18 protein-coding genes and 3 pseudogenes are annotated in these 17090 nt (G+C 61.3%); 15 read left to right on the top strand and 6 right to left on the bottom strand.

The window, feature by feature from the left end; translation table 11 throughout:
- Positions 1–19 precede the first annotated feature (19 nt).
- The 4 genes from CJ028_RS09735 to CJ028_RS09720 all read right to left on the bottom strand — a co-directional run bounded on the left by CJ028_RS09735 (position 20) and on the right by CJ028_RS09720 (position 3606).
- Positions 20–676 carry a response regulator transcription factor gene (locus CJ028_RS09735; RefSeq protein WP_105035048.1) on the bottom strand — a complete coding sequence of 219 codons (657 nt, stop codon included), beginning with the start codon at positions 674–676 and terminating at the stop codon, positions 20–22.
- The gene (locus CJ028_RS09730) at positions 673–2127 is read right to left on the bottom strand and encodes a sensor histidine kinase (RefSeq protein WP_105035145.1); all 1455 of its coding nucleotides are present in this window, start codon (positions 2125–2127) and stop codon (positions 673–675) included. Before CJ028_RS09730 ends, CJ028_RS09735 begins: the two co-directional genes overlap by 4 nt.
- 100 nt (positions 2128–2227) lie before the next feature.
- Positions 2228–2878: a CoA transferase subunit B gene (locus tag CJ028_RS09725; protein WP_105035047.1), complete on the bottom strand. Its 651-nt coding sequence runs from the start codon at positions 2876–2878 to the stop codon at positions 2228–2230.
- Between the two features lie 11 nt (positions 2879–2889).
- Complete coding sequence (locus tag CJ028_RS09720) at positions 2890–3606, bottom strand: CoA transferase subunit A (protein WP_105035046.1); 717 nt, start codon at positions 3604–3606, stop codon at positions 2890–2892.
- A gap of 171 nt (positions 3607–3777) precedes the next feature.
- Between CJ028_RS09720 and CJ028_RS09715 the strand changes: the two genes are divergently transcribed.
- Both CJ028_RS09715 and CJ028_RS21970 read left to right on the top strand, forming a co-directional pair.
- Entirely contained in the window at positions 3778–4617 is an 840-nt protein-coding gene (locus CJ028_RS09715) for an IclR family transcriptional regulator (RefSeq protein WP_105035045.1), read from the top strand.
- A gap of 366 nt (positions 4618–4983) precedes the next feature.
- Positions 4984–5139: pseudogene (locus CJ028_RS21970) on the top strand (helix-turn-helix domain-containing protein); the annotation flags it as partial.
- Between the two features lie 89 nt (positions 5140–5228).
- Here CJ028_RS21970 and CJ028_RS22085 read toward each other — a convergent pair.
- Positions 5229–5360 (bottom strand): annotated as a pseudogene (locus tag CJ028_RS22085) (IS256 family transposase); the annotation flags it as partial.
- Positions 5347–6033, bottom strand: a pseudogene (locus CJ028_RS21365) (helix-turn-helix domain-containing protein); the annotation flags it as partial. The pseudogenes CJ028_RS21365 and CJ028_RS22085, both read right to left, overlap by 14 nt.
- Positions 6034–6332: 299 nt before the next feature.
- On the opposite strand from CJ028_RS21365, the gene CJ028_RS09700 reads away from it, so the two are divergent.
- From CJ028_RS09700 to CJ028_RS09640, 13 genes are all read left to right on the top strand, one after another.
- Positions 6333–7352 carry an ABC transporter substrate-binding protein gene (locus tag CJ028_RS09700; protein ID WP_240607178.1) on the top strand — a complete coding sequence of 340 codons (1020 nt, stop codon included), beginning with the start codon at positions 6333–6335 and terminating at the stop codon, positions 7350–7352.
- Entirely contained in the window at positions 7349–8176 is an 828-nt protein-coding gene (locus tag CJ028_RS09695; protein WP_105035042.1) for an ABC transporter ATP-binding protein, read from the top strand. Before CJ028_RS09700 ends, CJ028_RS09695 begins: the two co-directional genes overlap by 4 nt.
- Positions 8173–8973 (top strand): ABC transporter permease, encoded by an 801-nt coding sequence (locus CJ028_RS09690; protein WP_105035041.1) that lies wholly within the window; start codon positions 8173–8175, stop codon positions 8971–8973. Before CJ028_RS09695 ends, CJ028_RS09690 begins: the two co-directional genes overlap by 4 nt.
- A complete protein-coding gene (locus CJ028_RS09685) occupies positions 8970–9770 on the top strand; it encodes an ABC transporter permease (protein ID WP_105035040.1) in 801 nt (266 codons plus the stop codon). The genes CJ028_RS09690 and CJ028_RS09685 overlap by 4 nt, the downstream gene beginning before the upstream one ends.
- 55 nt (positions 9771–9825) lie before the next feature.
- Positions 9826–10497: an N-carbamoylsarcosine amidohydrolase gene (locus CJ028_RS09680; RefSeq protein ID WP_105035039.1), complete on the top strand. Its 672-nt coding sequence runs from the start codon at positions 9826–9828 to the stop codon at positions 10495–10497.
- Positions 10494–11342, top strand: a complete 849-nt coding sequence (locus CJ028_RS09675) for an aldo/keto reductase (RefSeq protein ID WP_105035038.1) — start codon at positions 10494–10496, stop codon at positions 11340–11342. Before CJ028_RS09680 ends, CJ028_RS09675 begins: the two co-directional genes overlap by 4 nt.
- A gap of 165 nt (positions 11343–11507) precedes the next feature.
- Positions 11508–12971, top strand: coding sequence for a Rieske 2Fe-2S domain-containing protein (locus tag CJ028_RS09670; RefSeq protein WP_105035037.1), 1464 nt, complete (start codon positions 11508–11510; stop codon positions 12969–12971).
- Positions 12972–12973: 2 nt separating this feature from the next.
- Positions 12974–13579 (top strand): 3-phenylpropionate/cinnamic acid dioxygenase subunit beta, encoded by a 606-nt coding sequence (locus CJ028_RS09665; RefSeq protein WP_105035036.1) that lies wholly within the window; start codon positions 12974–12976, stop codon positions 13577–13579.
- Positions 13576–13881 (top strand): hypothetical protein, encoded by a 306-nt coding sequence (locus CJ028_RS09660; RefSeq protein ID WP_105035035.1) that lies wholly within the window; start codon positions 13576–13578, stop codon positions 13879–13881. The genes CJ028_RS09665 and CJ028_RS09660 overlap by 4 nt, the downstream gene beginning before the upstream one ends.
- A gap of 75 nt (positions 13882–13956) precedes the next feature.
- Positions 13957–14151 (top strand): ferredoxin, encoded by a 195-nt coding sequence (locus CJ028_RS09655; protein ID WP_105035034.1) that lies wholly within the window; start codon positions 13957–13959, stop codon positions 14149–14151.
- Positions 14148–15380, top strand: a complete 1233-nt coding sequence (locus CJ028_RS09650) for an NAD(P)/FAD-dependent oxidoreductase (RefSeq protein WP_105035033.1) — start codon at positions 14148–14150, stop codon at positions 15378–15380. Before CJ028_RS09655 ends, CJ028_RS09650 begins: the two co-directional genes overlap by 4 nt.
- Positions 15380–16129: a 3,4-dihydroxyphthalate decarboxylase gene (gene phtC / locus CJ028_RS09645; protein ID WP_105035032.1), complete on the top strand. Its 750-nt coding sequence runs from the start codon at positions 15380–15382 to the stop codon at positions 16127–16129. The genes CJ028_RS09650 and phtC overlap by 1 nt, the downstream gene beginning before the upstream one ends.
- Positions 16087–16926 carry an IclR family transcriptional regulator gene (locus CJ028_RS09640; protein ID WP_276309377.1) on the top strand — a complete coding sequence of 280 codons (840 nt, stop codon included), beginning with the start codon at positions 16087–16089 and terminating at the stop codon, positions 16924–16926. Before phtC ends, CJ028_RS09640 begins: the two co-directional genes overlap by 43 nt.
- Positions 16927–17090 lie beyond the last annotated feature (164 nt).

Here is a 17090-nt window from a genome sequence, read left to right as displayed (position 1 = left end):
CGACGAATAGGCTATCGACTCAGGTGAGTCGGTAGCCCATTCCGCGTACCGTTTCAATGCGTTCCGCACCGAACTTGGCGCGTAGATACCCCACGTAGACGTCGACGATGTTCGATCCAGGGTCCCAGGAGTAGCCCCAGACCCGGCTGAGCAATTGTTCCCGGCTCAGCACCTGGTCGGGGTGGCGCAGAAATTCTTCGGCGAGCGCGAACTCCCGGGCCGAGAGATCAACCTGGCGATCCGCGACGGTGGCGCGTCGGGTGCGCAGGTCGAGTTGTAGTCCGTCGACGCCGAGCACGGCGTTCGTCTCGCGCGGGGTTTCCGCCATGCGCAGACGCACCCGGGCCAGCAGTTCGTCAAACCGGAACGGCTTGGACATGTAGTCGTTAGCGCCGCCCTCGAGGCTCGCGAGGGTGTCTTCGGCCGAATCCCGGGCCGTCAACACGATCACCGGCAGCTTCGACCCATCGGCCCGCAGCTGCCGCAACACCTCATAGCCGTCGATCCCGGGCAGCCCGATGTCGAGGATCAGCAGGTCGAACCCGCCGGTGATGGCGTAGTCGAGGGCATCCGTTCCGGTGCGCACCAGCACGGTGGAGAAACCGGCGGCAACGAGTCCCTTCTCGACAAAACTGGCAATGCGATCTTCATCTTCGGCGATCAGAATGCGGCTCACGAGCGGATTTCCTTCGGGTCGAGTTCCTGATCAGCAGGGAGGTCGATGGTGAACGTGGCGCCGCCGCCCGGCGTCGCGGCGACCCGGGCCGTGCCGCCATGGGCCTGCGCAATGGCCGCCACGATCGCCAGGCCGAGGCCGGAACCGGCGGGCCCGCGGCCGCGGGTACCGCGCTGAAACCGGTCGAAGATGCGCGGCAGCAGCTCGTCACTAATGCCCGGGCCGTGATCGCGCACCCACAACTGCAGGCGGGGCCGGCCGGCTGCATCCGCTGTGACGGCACTGCCGAGTTCGATCACTCCGGTCGGTGGGCCGTGGGTCACCGCGTTCGCGGCGAGTTGCAGCAGTGCCTGGGTCAGCTTGTCGGCGTCAACGGGCACCACGACATCGGCCGTCGCTGTCGTGACCCAGCTGTGCTCCGACAGCGCAGCCGCCTTCTGGCGCACCCGTTCGATGAGCGCGGCGATGTCGGTGGGGCGACGGTTCGCGAGGACGGACCGTTCGACCTGGGCGAGCGCCGAGATGTCGCGCACGAGACCGCCCATGCGGTCGAGTTCATCGATCGTGAGGTCGCGGGTGGCCTCCACGTCCGCCGCGCTGTCGGGGTTCATGAGCTCGAGGTGCCCGCGCACGATCGTGATCGGCGTCTTCAACTCGTGACCGACATCGTCGAGCAGCTGGCGCTGCCCGGTGAGCGCGCCCTGCAGGCGGTCGAGCATCTCATTCACGGTCGCCGTCAACGCCGACACGTCGTCGTGACCGACGACCGGAATGCGCTCGCTCACATCCGACGCCGTGATGCGCGCGGCAGCCTCACGCAGACCGCGAATCGGGCGCAGCAGGCGCCCGGCCACGACCCAGCCGACCAGCCCGACCACCATCAGGGTCGCCAAGCCCACGAGCAGGTAGGTGCGGGACGCATCCGACACCGGCTGCAGTTCGGCGTTGAGATCGAACGCGGCGATGAAGGTTCCCGTGGCGGGGTCGCCGTCGACAGAGACCGGTACGAAGACGTAACGCAGCAGCCGGCCCGACGCCGTGACGGTGCCGAGCACGACCTCACCCGAGGCTGTCTCGGTCACGCTGCGCGCCACGAGCTCGTCGTCGGCCAATCGAAAATCAACCGACCGCGGTTCCAGCGCCGCCGCACCGTCGATGACGGCTAGGGTGCTCTCGTTGGTCGCCGGGCGCACGCCAGCGATGACGGCACGCAGTGCGCCGCGCAAATCGACGGCTGACGAGTCCGCGGCGACGATACGCACGTCGTCAACGGTGTCGGTAAGCACCGCATTGATCTCACTCAGCGTGCGTTCCCGCTGCACCACATAGGCTGTGGTTCCGGCGATCGCCAGTCCGGCCGCCGTCACGAGCAAAATTGCGGCCAGAATACGCACGCGCACCGACAACGCCGGGCTTCGTCGCCACGCGCGCACACTGATCGGGTCCAACATGAACTCAGTATGGCGGGTGCCACCGACAGTCGAGCGCACCAGCACAGCGGTGTTGCCGCCCGGCCCGGCTGGTCTGCCCGGGCCGGGTGCAGCATCCTCTTTAGTCGGTCGGAGCCAGCTCCTCGACCGTGAACGCAGGCTCGGTGGTGTCCTCGATGTCCTGCAGGCTCACGCCAGGGGCTCGCTGGCGCAGGACCAGGCCGGCCGGCGTCACGTCGAAGACGGCCACGTCGGTGATGATGCGATCCACAACACGCACGCCGGTCAGCGGCAGGGTGCACTCGGTGACGATCTTCGGCGTACCGTCTTTCGCGACGTGTTCGGTGAGCACGACCACGCGCGGGGTACCAGCGACGAGGTCCATCGCGCCGCCCATGCCCTTGACCATTTTGCCGGGGATAGTCCAGTTGGCGAGGTCGCCCGCGCCTGACACCTGCATGGCGCCGAGAATAGCAACCTTCACGTGGCCGCCGCGGATCATGCCGAACGAGGTCGCCGAGTCGAAAATCGACGCTCCGGGCAGTACCGTGACGGTCTGCTTGCCGGCGTTGATGAGGTCGGCGTCTTCTTCGCCCTCCCACGGGAACGGCCCCATGCCGAGCAGCCCGTTCTCACTCTGCAGCGTCACCTGGATTCCCCCGGGCAGGTTGTTAGCCACGAGCGTCGGAATGCCGATCCCGAGGTTCACGTAGTCACCGTCGCTCAGTTCCTGCGCCGCGATCGCGGCCATTTCGTCTCTGCTCCAAGCCATGGTCATTCTCCTTAAGCGGATGCCAGCACGGGCCGGCTGCGCACCGTGCGCTGTTCGATGTCTTTGACCCGGGCTGAGGCCTGGATCAGGCGCTGCACGTACACCCCAGGGGTGATCACGTGATTAGGATCGATGTCACCGGGCTCGACGATCAGCTCGGCCTCGGCGATCGTCACGAGGCCCGCGGTAGCGACGACCGGGTTGAAGTTGCGGGCGGTGAAGCGGTACTCGAGATTACCCAGGGTGTCGGCGCGCCAGGCTTTGACCAGTGCGACGTCGGCCACGATGCCGCGCTCTTGCAGATAGGTCTCACCGTCGAAGTCGGCGAGCGGCTTGCCCTCAGCGATGAGTGTGCCGACGCCGGTCTTGGTATAAAACGCGGGAATGCCTGCGCCGCCGGCCCGCAGCCGCTCCGCCAGGGTGCCCTGGGGGCTGAACTCCACTTCGAGCACGCCGGCCAGAAACTGCTCGGCAAAGAGCCTGTTCTCGCCGACATACGACGCGATCACCTTGCGCACCTGGCCGGCTTCGAGCAGAACGCCCAGGCCCTTGCCGTCAACGCCCATGTTGTTCGACACGACGGTGAGATCCTTCACACCGGATGCTCGCACCGCGTCGATGAGATCGGCCGGGATTCCGCTGAGGCCAAATCCGCCGACCGCGAGCACCATCCCGTCCCGCAGAACATCGTGCAGCGCCTCGCTCGCGCTGGTCTGAACTTTGGACATGCTGTCTCCTCGTTGAGTGGGGGTCGGGTCAGCCTTGTCCACCTTGTGGACATCAGGTCGTTACGTCATGGTATTCAGGCCCGGAGTGGCCTGTCAATCGTCATTCTCTTGAGATTCCACAGCGTGAACAGTAGGCTCTGGTTCATCCACATTATGGACAGAAGGTGTGAAATGATCGGTCGTCGAGCCATCACTGGGGCCCAGAAGCCACCTGGCACCCAACCGGTTCCGCTGGCACAGCCCGTGCAGGGCGCCCAGGTCGTCGCCCGCATCGCCCTGCTGTTGCGCCTGGTCGGCCGCAATCCGGCCGGCACACCCCTGGCCGAGATTGTGCGCGACTCCGGACTGACCCGGCCCACCGTGCACCGATTGCTCACATCGCTCGCCGCCGAGGGCCTGCTCGACCACGACGCAGTGCGGCACACCTGGCACTACGGTCCCGAAATCTTTGTTATGGGAACCGTCGCCGCCGCTCGCTATCCGATCGAAGAGCTCGCCCGGCCGAGCCTCGTGCGCCTCGCCGAGGAGACCGGCGAGAGCGCGTTCCTGTCGATCCGGCGCGGCGTCGAAGCCGTGTGCCTGCTCCGCGAGGAGGGCAGCTTTCCCATCCGCTCTTTCGTGCTTCACGAGGGGGTGCGCTTTCCGTTGGGGGTCGCATCCGCTGGACTGGCCATTCTGGCCTACCTGCCCGACGCCGAAGTGGATGCTCTCCTCGGCGACACCGGGACCATCGCGGCGCGCTGGGGCCCACAGCACTCCCCCGCCAGCATCCGTGCCAATCTCGAGCGCACTCGAGAAACCGGCTACGCCGTGAACCCCGGGCTGATCCTGGAGGGCAGCTGGGGCATGGGCGCCGCGATCTTCGACCGCAACGGCCGACCGGGCTGGGCGCTCTCACTCACCGGCATCGAACCGCGGTTCAAGCCCGAGCGGCAGAAGGTGCTCGGCCAGCTGCTGCTCGACGAAGCCAGCCGCATCACCCAGACCCTGCAGCGCCCGCCGATCGTCTAACCGCCGGAACGGGAACGAAAAAGCCCCGACCGAGGCCGGGGCTTTTCTGGGTGGAGCTAAGGAGATTCGACCTCCTGACCTTCTCATTGCGAACGAGACAGATGGTGGCTGAATGCCGTTCGATCCTTGTAAAACATTGAATCTGATAAACCTCGACAGGCCTTGAAAGCACTGGAGATTGTGTAAGAATTGTGCGGTTCAAAGTGTGCATTAGCGTCATTCTGACGAGGATTCCTTTACCGCACTGGCTTCCTCAGAGATCACGCGCCAGCAAGCTTCCAGCCGATTTCAGGGTTACCGTATAGAACCCCCTATGGACACCAACACTAAAACCAACCGCCTCGCGTACCCCCCGCAGAAGTCGCTACGAAGCTCGGGCTCAGCGAACAGACAATTCGACGTGCAACTCGTTCAGCCTCGCTGAACTGCATACGCTTCGGCCGCGCAATCCGATACACCGACTCACACATCGCCGCGTACATTGCACTGCACGAAGATGTGGGCTACGTCTCGGCTGACTAATTGCGGTCTCACCGCGAAGTCAAACCGGCGCGGTCACGTCCCGCTGGGTGGTGTAACTCATCGTCACCGTGCGGGTCAGGTGGTTTAGTTCAGGCGGCGGCAAGTTCTGGAAGGATCACCGCCTCGTCGATGACCTCGATTGGGTTGTTCATGGTAGTCAGCTCAAGCATCGAGGCTTCGGAGAAGTAGCGGCGTTCGCCGGCTTCCCATTCGTCGTGTCTTGGGAATGCCGCAGCTGGCGAAGAACGCGGCTGCGCGGAGGAGGACGCCGGCGGCGGTGGCGCCGTTTTCGTCGGGGTGGACCTCGGCATAAGCGAGACGGGTGCGGTCGTCGATGACGGCGTGCACGTAGTCGTAGCCGACCCGAATGTGACCGGCGGTGTGGTTGGTGCGAGTTGGGCCGGCCTGGGCTCGCCAGCTGCCGCCGTCGGGGATGCGTCCGAGCTTCTTGACGTCGATGTGCACCACATTGCCGGGGCGGGCGCGTTTATACCGGGTCGCTGTGGCACGGGTAGCTCGGATCTTTTCGCCGGTCGGCGGGTCGCATTCCTAGAGCGCCGGGACGTGATGCCGTGCCAGCACCCGGGAGACCGTGCGTGCGGGAACGCCGGTGTCGGCGGCGATCCGTGCCGGGCCGGTGCATAAGTGGATGCGGGCCTCCAGACCGACCGCTTCGCGTCCCGGGCTGGTTGGGGATGGCATCGAGTGTGGCCGCGACGACCGGTCGCTGAGACCGGCTTCACCCTCGGCTCGATAGCGACGCACACACCGGTAGGCGCACTGCCGGGAGATGCCGAGTTTCTTGGCGACGTGCGCCGCCGGTCGACCGCCGAGAACCCTTTCGACCAGCAGGGTCCTTCCGCGAACGTTCAATCTCGCTTTTATGTGTGACATGAGGACCTTTGTTGTGAAGTGAGACGTTGAACATCTCCACCAAGCACCGGAGGTCCTCCCTTTTCAAGGCCTCACGTCACTAACGTTATGGCCGGGTAGAGCCAGCGCCACGTGCATGGCTTCCCGCTGCAGCGACCACATCCCACGACGTCGATCAACTCGGACGTGCGCGACGCACGTGCTCCTACGATCAATTTACCCGTCTGGTCGCGCGGTTATTTCTGCGTAACAGAACAAGTATCTGCACAGCAGTAGCTATAATGTGATTTATTCAGACAAACGCCCATAAGGGGCACTCAATGGCGAGGGAGAACTTGATGGAATTTAAATTAAGCCGTATGGACCGGCGAGGATTTATGAGGCTGTCTGCCGCTGCGGGAGGTCTGGCTCTCTTGGGGGCCACAACATCGTGCGCGCCGAGCGGGAGCACGGGGAAGGCCGGATTTTCCGGTGACGTTGCGGTCACCGGGCTGGCGAGCCTAATTCATTCGGCCCCGTTTTTCATCGCACAAGCGGCCGGATATTACGAAGAGGAGGGGCTCTCCCTTGAGCACATCCAATTCCCTGGCGGCCTCGATACGGTGCGCGGGATTGACTCCGGTATCGGTTTTGGCACGTCCTCCACAATTCCGGTCTTTATCGCGGCCGAGAAGGGTATGGACGTCAAAATATTTGGCAACGTCTACACCTCCCCGTCGGTAGATTTCATCGCACCCTCCGGTTCGTCCATTACATCCATTGAGGATGTTCGCGGCAAGAAGGTAGCCGTCAGTACTCCCGGTTCGAACTCGACCTACTTTGCGGAGCGAACGCTGCGGGAAGCCGGAATCATCCCCGGCAAAGACGTAGAACTAGTCAGCGTCGGGTCGGCCAGCGATTCCTGGACTGTCTTGTCTCAGGGAGTTGTCGATGTAGCTTGGACGGCCTCACCCTTGTCAGAGAAAATTGCCAGTGAGAGTGAGTCGAAGATCATCTGGCGCTCGCGCGACTATGTCACCGACTGGTCAGATACCTGCCTGTGCGCTACCGGTGCCTTCATCGACCAGAACGCAGAGGTTCTCAAAGGATGGGGTAGGGCACTCAAGAAGGGCATTGGCCTCATCACGACCGATCTAGAGAAGGCCGCAGCCATTTATGCCAAGGCGATCGATTACGAACCGGAAGTCGCCTTTGAGGCCTTGAAGAATTCCCAAAGTTTTTACAGTCTCGATTTCACGGATGCACAGTTGCAGTCCGTTGTCGCTGCGGGTCTCGACCAGGGCCAACTAACTCGGGAGCCCGATATGGACGCCATCGTCCTGAAAAACGTCCTGTCATGAGCGACGTACTGGGCACGAGTACGACCGAACAGAACAACAATGTTGTTTTCGACCGCATCGGTATGACTTTTCAAACCGATGCCGGGGCTACCCAGGCGGTGGCCAACGTTTCGGGGACAATTCCCGATGGCAAATTCGTCTCCGTAATAGGTCCGAGCGGCTGTGGGAAGAGCACTCTGTTAGACATGGTCGGCGGGATTCTGAAACCCACGCAGGGCTCCGTCAGCATTGACGGCGAGCTCGTCACCGGTCCCCGCCGGGACACCGCAATGGTGTTTCAGGAAGACTCCACTCTGCATTGGCGCAGCGTCCTCGACAACGTCGCCTTTGGCCTGGAGATCCAAGGCGTTTCCAAAGTCGACCGCAACGACCGCGCACGCCGCATGATCGATCTTGTAGGGTTGCGAGGATTTGAAGATCACCGCCCCGGGCAGCTGTCGGGGGGGATGAAGCAGCGTGTGGCTATTGCGCGAGCGCTGGCCGTCGAGCCTCGAGTTCTGCTCATGGACGAACCGTTCGGTGCGCTTGACCAGCAAACTCGCCAATTTATTGGTCGGGAGCTCTTGCGCATCTGGGAGAGGACCCAAAATCGGGTGCTTTTCATTACCCATGATATTCAGGAGGCCGTTTACCTCTCGGATGAGGTGTGGGTCATGTCGGCTCGACCGTCAATCGTCAAAGAGATCGTCAATATTGATCTGCCACGTCCCCGGCCGGAAGGTACTCACGCACTTCCACGCTTCAGGGAACTGGAAGAGCACCTATGGAACCTAGTGAAGGTCGAAGCCGAGAAAACACTGGGCCCTGGGGCGCTGCTTGCATGAGCACACCACAAATTGCGGTCAAAACGAAGCATCTCGGTGCGGGCTCGGTTTGGCGTAGGCCGACTTTCGTCCAATGGTTCATCATCGTGGCTCTCCTCGTCGTCCTCGAAGCGGCCACCAGGACGGGGCTCATTGTGCCCACGTTGATGGTACCGCCATCTGAAATTCTGACCCGGCTCGCATCCATCGTTCCGACCAGCGAGTTTGCGGAGGATGCGACTCGAACCCTGACCACGATTCTTTTCGCGTTCGCGATCGGCGTCGCCGTGGGAATTCCACTGGGCGTGTTCTTGTGGCGTATCCCGGCTGCCGGGCGAATCCTGGAGCCATTCATCGTCACGGGCTACGCCATGCCCACGCTGTTGTTCTATCCCATACTTCTGGCCGTGATGGGACTCAACGCGGGGCCAATTATTTTGATCGCGGCAACGATGTCTCTGATTCCGATCGCGCTGACCACGATGATCGCGCTGAACTCAATCAAGCCCATTCTTCACAAGCTCGCAAACTCCGTGAATGCCTCTCCAGCACAGTATTACCTGAAGGTATTATTTCCTGCCGCCACACCGCTGGTCTTCCCCGGTATCCGGCTCGGTTTCATCTATGCCGTAATCGGCACCATCGCCATGGAATTCATTCTGGCGGCACAAGGAATCGGCTTTCGCGCCGGCCTGTATTACCGGGAACTCAATGTATCGGACATGTGGGCTTACATTGTCGTCGTCGTTGTCGTCAGCGTTGTCGTCAACGGCGTGCTCACGTGGCTCGAGAAGCGCATCAGAAGGGACATGTTGTGAGCACCGATGTCACAATTCTTGCCGTGCCCAAGAACAGCGACCGGTCGGGAGGGAAGAAATCCTCCGCCCTCATCGACAACGTGTGGCGCGCTGTCGTCCTCGTGGCTGTCTTCCTCATCTGGGGTTTCTTGTCGGCCATCAGCGATCTGGTTTCCTCCCCCGTCGCATCCTTCCTGGCGCTGGCGGAGGCCTTTGCGGACGGGTCGATCTATAGGCACCTGTGGAGCACGCTGAACGCGGTAGTCATTGGTTTTCTGATTGCCGCCGTTGTGGGCTTTCCTCTTGGCTACTACATCGGAAGGAGCAAATTTCTGGGAGCCGTGTTCGATCCGATCGTGGCGGGCGCGTTCGCCACGCCACGCGTCATCTTCTTTCCGATCTTGCTGCAGATTTTCGGCGTGGGAGTAGGAGCCCAGGCCGCCATGGCTGCTCTCGCGGCCGTATTCCCGATCATGGTTTCCACCGCAGCCGGTGTCCGCGCCATCAATCCACTCCTGCCGAAGCTGGCACGGTCCCTCAGCCTGAACCCGCTGCAGACCGTGACGAAAATATATATACCGGCGATGGCCCCATCACTGATGGTCGGTATCCGAATCGGATTCAGCATCGCCTTCATCAACGTCATCATCGCGGAGTTCTTTGCCGCGCGCGCCGGCCTAGGACTACTGGCGCTGCGCGCCTACGGGCAGCTGGATTTGCCCATGATGTATGGCCTCATCACGTTGCTCACCCTAATCGCGCTCGTTGGCAATCTGGTGCTCTGGGCTATCGAGGGACATTTGCGTAAAACCACCTAAGCCGCGCTGCGGTCGAGTGTCCGTTCATGGAACGGATCCTTCGAGAAAGGAAATCATGTCATCCAGCACCATCATCGTTGATGCGTATGAGAAGCTCCGGTCCGAATTCAGGCAAAAGGGTCTGGGCAGCCGCACCGGCTTCGGCACACGTCCGGCTCTTCTTATCGTCGACTTCATCCGTGGTTTCACCGATGCACGATCGCCCCTAGCCGGGGATCTCGATCGGCAGTTAGAAGCCACGATGAAATTACTGGCGAGTGCCCGGGCAGCAGCTATCCCGATAATTTTCTCTACCGTCGCTTATGACTCCAATCTTCAGGACGCCGGTAAGTGGATCCGCAAAATACCGTCCAACAGCTGGCTCGTGGAGGGTAGCGAATGGGTCGAACTCGACGCAAGGCTGCAGCGCCAGAGCAATGAAATGCTCCTGGTCAAGAAATACGCATCCTGCTTCTTTAGCACGGACTTGGCGACGCGTCTGATATCGAAGGGCGTGGACACGCTGATCATGGTCGGATGCACCACCAGCGGGTGCATCCGCGCCACGGCCGTTGATGCCTGCTCATATGGTTTCCACACCGTCGTTGTTGAGGAAGGCGTCGGTGACCGAGCCGAGCTGCCCCATCTAGCCAGCCTGTTCGACATCGATAGCAAATACGGTGACGTTGTCACTCTGGACGACACCCTCACCTATCTCGAGGACGTACGACGTCCGGAGCAAACATGATCAGCGAAACCGGAGTCGCGCGTCGACGAAAGATGCTCCATGGGCACAGCATTCCGTTGTTGGGTCTGGGCACGTGGCCGCTTCTGGACAAAGAATGTGAAGCTGCTGTCGGTTATGCACTTCGGGTGGGGTACCGATTGCTGGATACCGCGTTCCAGTATCGGAACGAAGCAGCGGTCGGACGAGCAATCAGATCCTCGGACATCGACCGGGATGATCTTTTTGTTTCCAGCAAATTCAACAAGGAATCCCACAGCATCGATGGCGTGCAGCGCGCCTACGACGAGAGCCTGCGCGCGCTCAACGTCGACTACCTCGACCTGTTCCTGTGCCACTGGCCCGTGCCCGCACAGGGCAGCTACGTCGAGGCATGGAAAGGCCTGGTTAAGCTCCTAGAGGAGGGTCGGGTTAAAGCAATCGGCGTCTCCAATTTCAAGCCGAGTCATTTGGAAAAAATTATTGATGCCACCGGCGTGGTCCCCGATGTCAATCAAATCCAATTGAGTGTTGACCTGGCCCGCGGTGAAGCGCGGGCGGTCCACGATGAGCTGGGAATCCTGACCGAATCCTGGAGCCCGATCGGCCGAGCCTCCGGCCTGCGGGACATGCCCATCGTCAAAGCGATCGCGGAACGGGTGCAGAGAACTCCCGCGCAGGTCCTGCTCCGTTGGCACGTCCAACAGGGCCTCATACCGATCCCCCAGTCATCCAACCCCCTGTATTTGGCCGAAAACCTCGCGGTCTTCGATTTCGCGCTCAGTGCCACCGACATGCAGGCCCTGCACGAGTTGGATCGAGGGGAAGCGGCCGCTCGCGACTCAGACAACCCGGAAAACGGGCACTGAATCTGCGTACCGGCTCGGCGCTCACCCGCACTCAGTGGGCCAGCCGGAAAGAGCCGGGCAACCGGTGCTTGACGAACCATCAGTAGTGCGACATTCTCTTTAGTACAGAACTAATCTCTGACTAGCAGAATAAAAGTCCCACGCCCCATCAAACAAGGAGTTCCCATGACAGACCAGAGTGGTGTTCTGAACGACGTACGCCAGGGCATGATTCCGGCACACATCTACAACGACAAAGAACTGTTCGATCTTGAGAAAGAGCGTCTTTTTAGTCGGAGTTGGTTGTTTGTCGCGCATGAGTCCGAAGTGCCGCAGGCCGGTGACTATGTCGTCCGCCACGTCCTCGAGGACTCCTTTATTATTTCGCGCGACGAGAAAGGCGAGGTCCGAGCTTTGTTCAACATGTGCCTGCACCGTGGCATGCAGGTCTGCCGGGCGGAAATGGGCAACGCATCACACTTCCGCTGCCCCTACCACGGCTGGTCCTACCGAAATGATGGCCGACTCATCGGCCTGCCGTTCCACGAGGAAGCGTTCGGCGGCGAAGAGGGCTTCAAGAAAAAGGGCCAGACTCTTCTCCCCGCACCGTCCCTTGGTGTGTACAACGGGCTCATCTTCATCAGCCTGGATCCGAATGCGGAGCCACTCGAGGACTTCCTCGGCGATTTCAAGTTCTACTTGGATTACTACACGAAGCAGAGCGCGGGCGGCATTGAACTGCGGGGACCGCAGCGTTGGCGCATCAAAGCCAACTGGAAAATTGGTGCCGAAAACTTTGCCGGTGACATGTATCACACCCCTCAGACGCACGCCTCCGTGGTCGAAATCGGTCTGTTCCGCGAGCCCAAGGCGGAAAAACGCAAGGATGGCACCACGTATTGGGCCGGCAACGGTGGCGGCACGACCTACAAGCTTCCCGAGGGAAGCCTCGAAGACCGTCTGCGTTATGTCGGCTACCCGGACGACATGATCGAAAGGATGAAGGGGCAGTGGAGCCAGGCGCAACTGGATGTCATCGGCCAGGACGGCTTCATGATATCCGCAGCGTCCCTGTTCCCCAACATGAGCTTCGTCCACAACTGGCCGCGGGTGGAGGAAGACTCCGACGACGTGCACCCCTTCATCTCTATCCGTCAGTGGCAGCCGATCAGCGAAAATGAGACCGAGGTCCTGTCCTGGTTCGCTGTAGACAAAAACGCGACCGACGAATACAAGGAACTCTCCTATAAGGCTTATCTCATGTGCTTCGGCAGTGGCGGCATGTTCGAGCAGGATGACGTTGAAAATTGGGTATCGCTGACCAACACGGCCGCCGGTTCCATGGCTCGTCGGCTTCTCCTCAACGGCCGGATGGGCCTTTTGGAAGACGGTGGGAACGTTGTGGAGCCGCTGACGAACGAGCAGTATTCGGGCCCGGGATCCACTCGCGTGGGCTACAGCGAATACAACCAGCGGGAGCTGCTGACTCGCTGGGCCGACCACCTGGAACGCCCAATTGAGGCCGCGGCACAGCTGAAGGTCGGAATGACCGCCGTCAGGAAGACGTCCAAGAGTGGCAGCGCTTCATCCTGTGTCGCAGCAGAGGCCCCCATCGACGAAGCCGCCGAGACCGTATTGCTGGGCGCCTAGCCATGAGTGTAGAAACGGCAAACGTGCGCACCGACCGCACATTATCGGAGCAGTCTCCCTTGGGAGCCCACGCCCCCCGCACCCAGCGAACGGGTGAATCTCTGGCGTTCAATGACGAGCTGCACCTCCAGGCCCACCGGTGGCTGGTCGACGAGTCCTACCTTCTGGATGCCCAGGATTACGAGGCCTGGCTATCGACACTCGCATCAGATATTCACTATCTGATGCCGGTGCGCGTCACCACCGCCCTCGGCGCCGGTTATACGACTGCTCCGGGAATGGCCCATCTCGACGAAAACATGTACTCGCTCAGTCGCCGCGTGGCCCGCTTCGCGACCGAACACGCCTGGACCGAAGACCCGCCCTCACGCCTGCGCCACTACATCACCAATGTCCGCACTTTTCGGACCAAGAATCCAGACGAAATCGTCGTGGACTCCGCCGTACTGCTGTTCAGAAGTCGCGGGGACATCAACGAGGCCGCTACCATTTCGGCCGGCCGTGAAGATCTACTGCGGCGAACTGCAACGGGTTGGGAACTTGCTCGCCGAACGATCATGGTCGACGAGTCCGTGATTCGCATGCAGAACTTAGCGATATTCCTGTGAAGCTCGAATGGGAAGGTGAGGCAGAAGACCGTCAGACGGCGCGTCACGCGAGCGAAGAACGAGCCCAGCTCGAGGCACACACCACGGGTACCCCGATCGTTCTTGGTAACGAGTTTTCCGAGATACGGGTCAGCCGTGTCGAGACCCGCAATGGTTCACGGCTCATGATCCACTCCCCGCGTTCGGGCCAATGGGTGGCGCTCTGTCCGTTCGAACTCGAAGCCCTGACCTGGCAGTCGCCGGCTACTTTCTCGGCCATGATCGGCCATCCCTTCGGACCACTGGTCACCGAGGACGCCTAACCGTCGAAACGTCGGCTGACGACGTTGCCGTAGCACCCAACAACACATGAATAATTAAAGCAGAGGAGCTTGACCATGCCGGTTGTAACCGCTGATCTAAAGGCCTGTCAGGGCTATGCCAACTGCGTCATGGCCGCACCGGATTACTTCGACCTCGACGATGATGGCAACGTGGTCATGATCAAGAGAGAGTTTCCGGAGTCGGAGCGATCCCGTGTCACCGAAGCGGCCCGCAGCTGCCCGGTTTCGGCCCTCACGGTGAGCGAATGAGCTCGACCACCGTGATCGTGGGCTCGTCCATCGGCGGGGTGCGCACCGCACAGTCTCTTCGGCTGGAGGGATACCAAGGCGACATCGTTCTCGTTGGTGCAGAATCAGAGCTTCCCTATGACAAGCCGCCACTGTCCAAGTCCGTTCTGGCCGGCACAGCACAGGCATCGTCTATCTGCCTCCTCACGCAGGAAGAGGCCGATGAAGCGCGAATCCAGTTAGTGCTTGGGCACACCGCGACCGGTGTCGACATCAACAACGGTCTCCTCGAATTAGAGGGTCACGAGCCCATTCACTTCGACAACCTGGTCATCGCGACCGGAGCGGCCGCGCGCCCGTCTCCCTGGGGCGAGCGTGCGGGCATCCACGTGCTTCGCTCCCTAGACGACGCCCACCGGCTGCGCGCTAGCCTCCTCGGCGGCGGTGACCTGGTCGTCATCGGCGCCGGTTTCATTGGCGCCGAGGCGGCAGCAACCGCGCGGTCGTTGGGCCTCACAGTCACGGTCATCGATCCGCAGACGATTCCTATGAGCCGCATCTTCAATCCCGAGATCGGCCACTGGTTCGGCGCTCTGCATCGAGATAACGGCGTCACGACGATTTTCGGTACCGGCGTCGACGCAATCGACGGCGACCAGGGCGCCTTCAGCGTGCACCTGACCGACGGCCGCGTTCTGTCGGCAGCAACAGTCCTCGTTGGCATCGGCGCCGTTCCCAATGACGCCTGGCTTTCGTCCTCCGGGTTGCTCGTAGACAACGGGGTCGTGCTGGACAAATATTGCCGCGCCGTGCACGCACCATCCATCTACGCCGTCGGAGATGTGGCACGCTGGCATCACCCGCGGCACGGTGAAGACATCCGAATCGAGCATTGGACCAATGCGGTTGAGCAAGCCATCTGCGTCGCATACAACATCACCCATCCGGCCGAGCCACGTGAATATAGTCCCGTCGAGTATGTCTGGAGTGACCAGTACAACTGGAAAATCCAGATTGTCGGTCGGGTGGGAAACAATGCGAAGCACATCGTGATCGGGCACCCCGAGACCCACGGCAGGTTCGCGGCCCTTTACACGAAAGACGGGATCAACCTGCATGGGGCAGCGACAGTCAACTGGCCGAAGGCGCTCATCGCCTGCCGCCGCGGAATGGGAACGGGCATTACTGTCGCCGAGCTGCGCGACGCGCTTGAGACTCAACTGACCTCACAAGCGATGCCGGTACCGTGATGCGGCAGACTCTCGATACCGTGTCATTCGGTGCCAGCAGGGAGGCCGTGGCGATGGCCTGCAGAGTATTGGCAAACCGGGGCTTGGCCGACGGCGTTCTAGGGCACATCAGTCTGCTGGTCGAAAAGAATGCACTGCTGATCCGCTGCCGTGGGCACCGGGAGCGCGGCCTTGCCTTCACCGAGGCCGAAGACATCCGTCTGGTCGACCTCGACGGTAATCCCGCCGCCGATGGCGAGCTCGACGGCGGGTACACAGTACCCAATGAGCTGCCCCTCCATACCGAAATCCTTCGTTCTCGCCTTGATGTGAGGGCCGTCGTCCACGCCCATCCCCCTCACGTTGTTGCGGCAGATCTCGCCGGACTGTCGATACGACCTATTGTTGGAGCTTTCGACATTCCCGGTACACGCCTGGCCGCCGGTGGAGTGCCCGTCTACCCTCGTGGAGTATTGGTCCGAAACCGCCGGCTGGCCAAGGAAATGGTCACGGCCATGGGCGAACGCCCCGTCCTAGTACTTCGCGGGCATGGACTTACCAGCACAGCAACGACAGTCGAGCAGGCAGTGCTCCAAGCCATCAGCGTCGACAACTTGGCTCGGCTTTCACTGCAGATACGTGCCGCCGGAGGCGAACTCGTCGACCTTCCCGAAAGCGACATGGTGGAACTGCCCGACTTGGGCGGATCCTTTAATACGGCTACGGCTTGGCGGCACGAGCTCGCGAGACTGGGCCAAGGGATAGGATAAGTGGCATCAGCACTGTAGAGCCAGAACCCCAGTCCAGGTACGGTCCGCCGCCGCAATATCGCATCGAATCTGTTGACAGTGCCTTGCGCCTGTTGTTGTTATTCGAGACGCGACCAAGTATCAGACTAACTGACGCTAGTAACTACCTCGGCGTGGCGTCGTCCACGGCCCACCGGCTCATGGGGATGCTTCTTTACCGCGGATTTGTCCGGCAAAATCCGTCCACCCGAGCCTATGAGCCCGGTCAGGCGCTAAGCTCCATTGCCTTCGCCATCAGACGTCAAGTCGATATTCGATCCTTGACTCGCCCCATATTAGAGCAACTGTCAAATGAAACAGGCGAAACGGTTCACTTCGCCAAGCTGGAAGGGGCCCAGACCTGCTTCATTGATGCCATCGAAAGCTCACGGGCCGTACGCGTCGGTTCCCGCCAGGGCCTCACGCTGCCCGCCAACTGTACTGCCACAGGAAAAGCAATGATGAGCCGTCTCACCACAGATGAACTGCGGACCCTGTACCCCCAAGAAGAGCTCACCGGTCTCACTCAAGGCTCAATTACATCCCGAACGGCGTTGGAGCAAGCCCTGGAATCCATCCGGGACACCGGCTACGCGACCAGCCGAGAGGAGAGCGAAGACGGTGTCATGTCGGTCGCCGTCGCGGTATCCAGCCCCAGCGGCGAGATCTTCGGCATGAATGTTTCGGTGCCGGCCCACCGGATGTCAGACAAACTGCGTGCCGAGCTCGGAGCCCTGCTCCAAGCCGCCGCGGAAAAACTTCATGGCATGCTGGTGTGATTATGTCAAGGTATTTGGGACCCACCAGGGCAATCTAAGCCGGATCCGTGGGTGACGATGAGGCGGGGGTTGCGCGTCGCGGTCGGTGACGATGGGGTTGTCGATATCTGCGGCATCATCGTGACGAGCAGCAATGGTCGCGGACGAATGTCCGGACCGCAGTC

This window comes from Cryobacterium aureum, assembly GCF_002954245.1.
Classification (GTDB): Bacteria; Actinomycetota; Actinomycetes; order Actinomycetales; family Microbacteriaceae; genus Cryobacterium; species Cryobacterium aureum.
The sequence above is the reverse complement of the archived record's forward strand: the minus strand, read 5'-3'. Positions and strand labels throughout refer to the sequence as shown.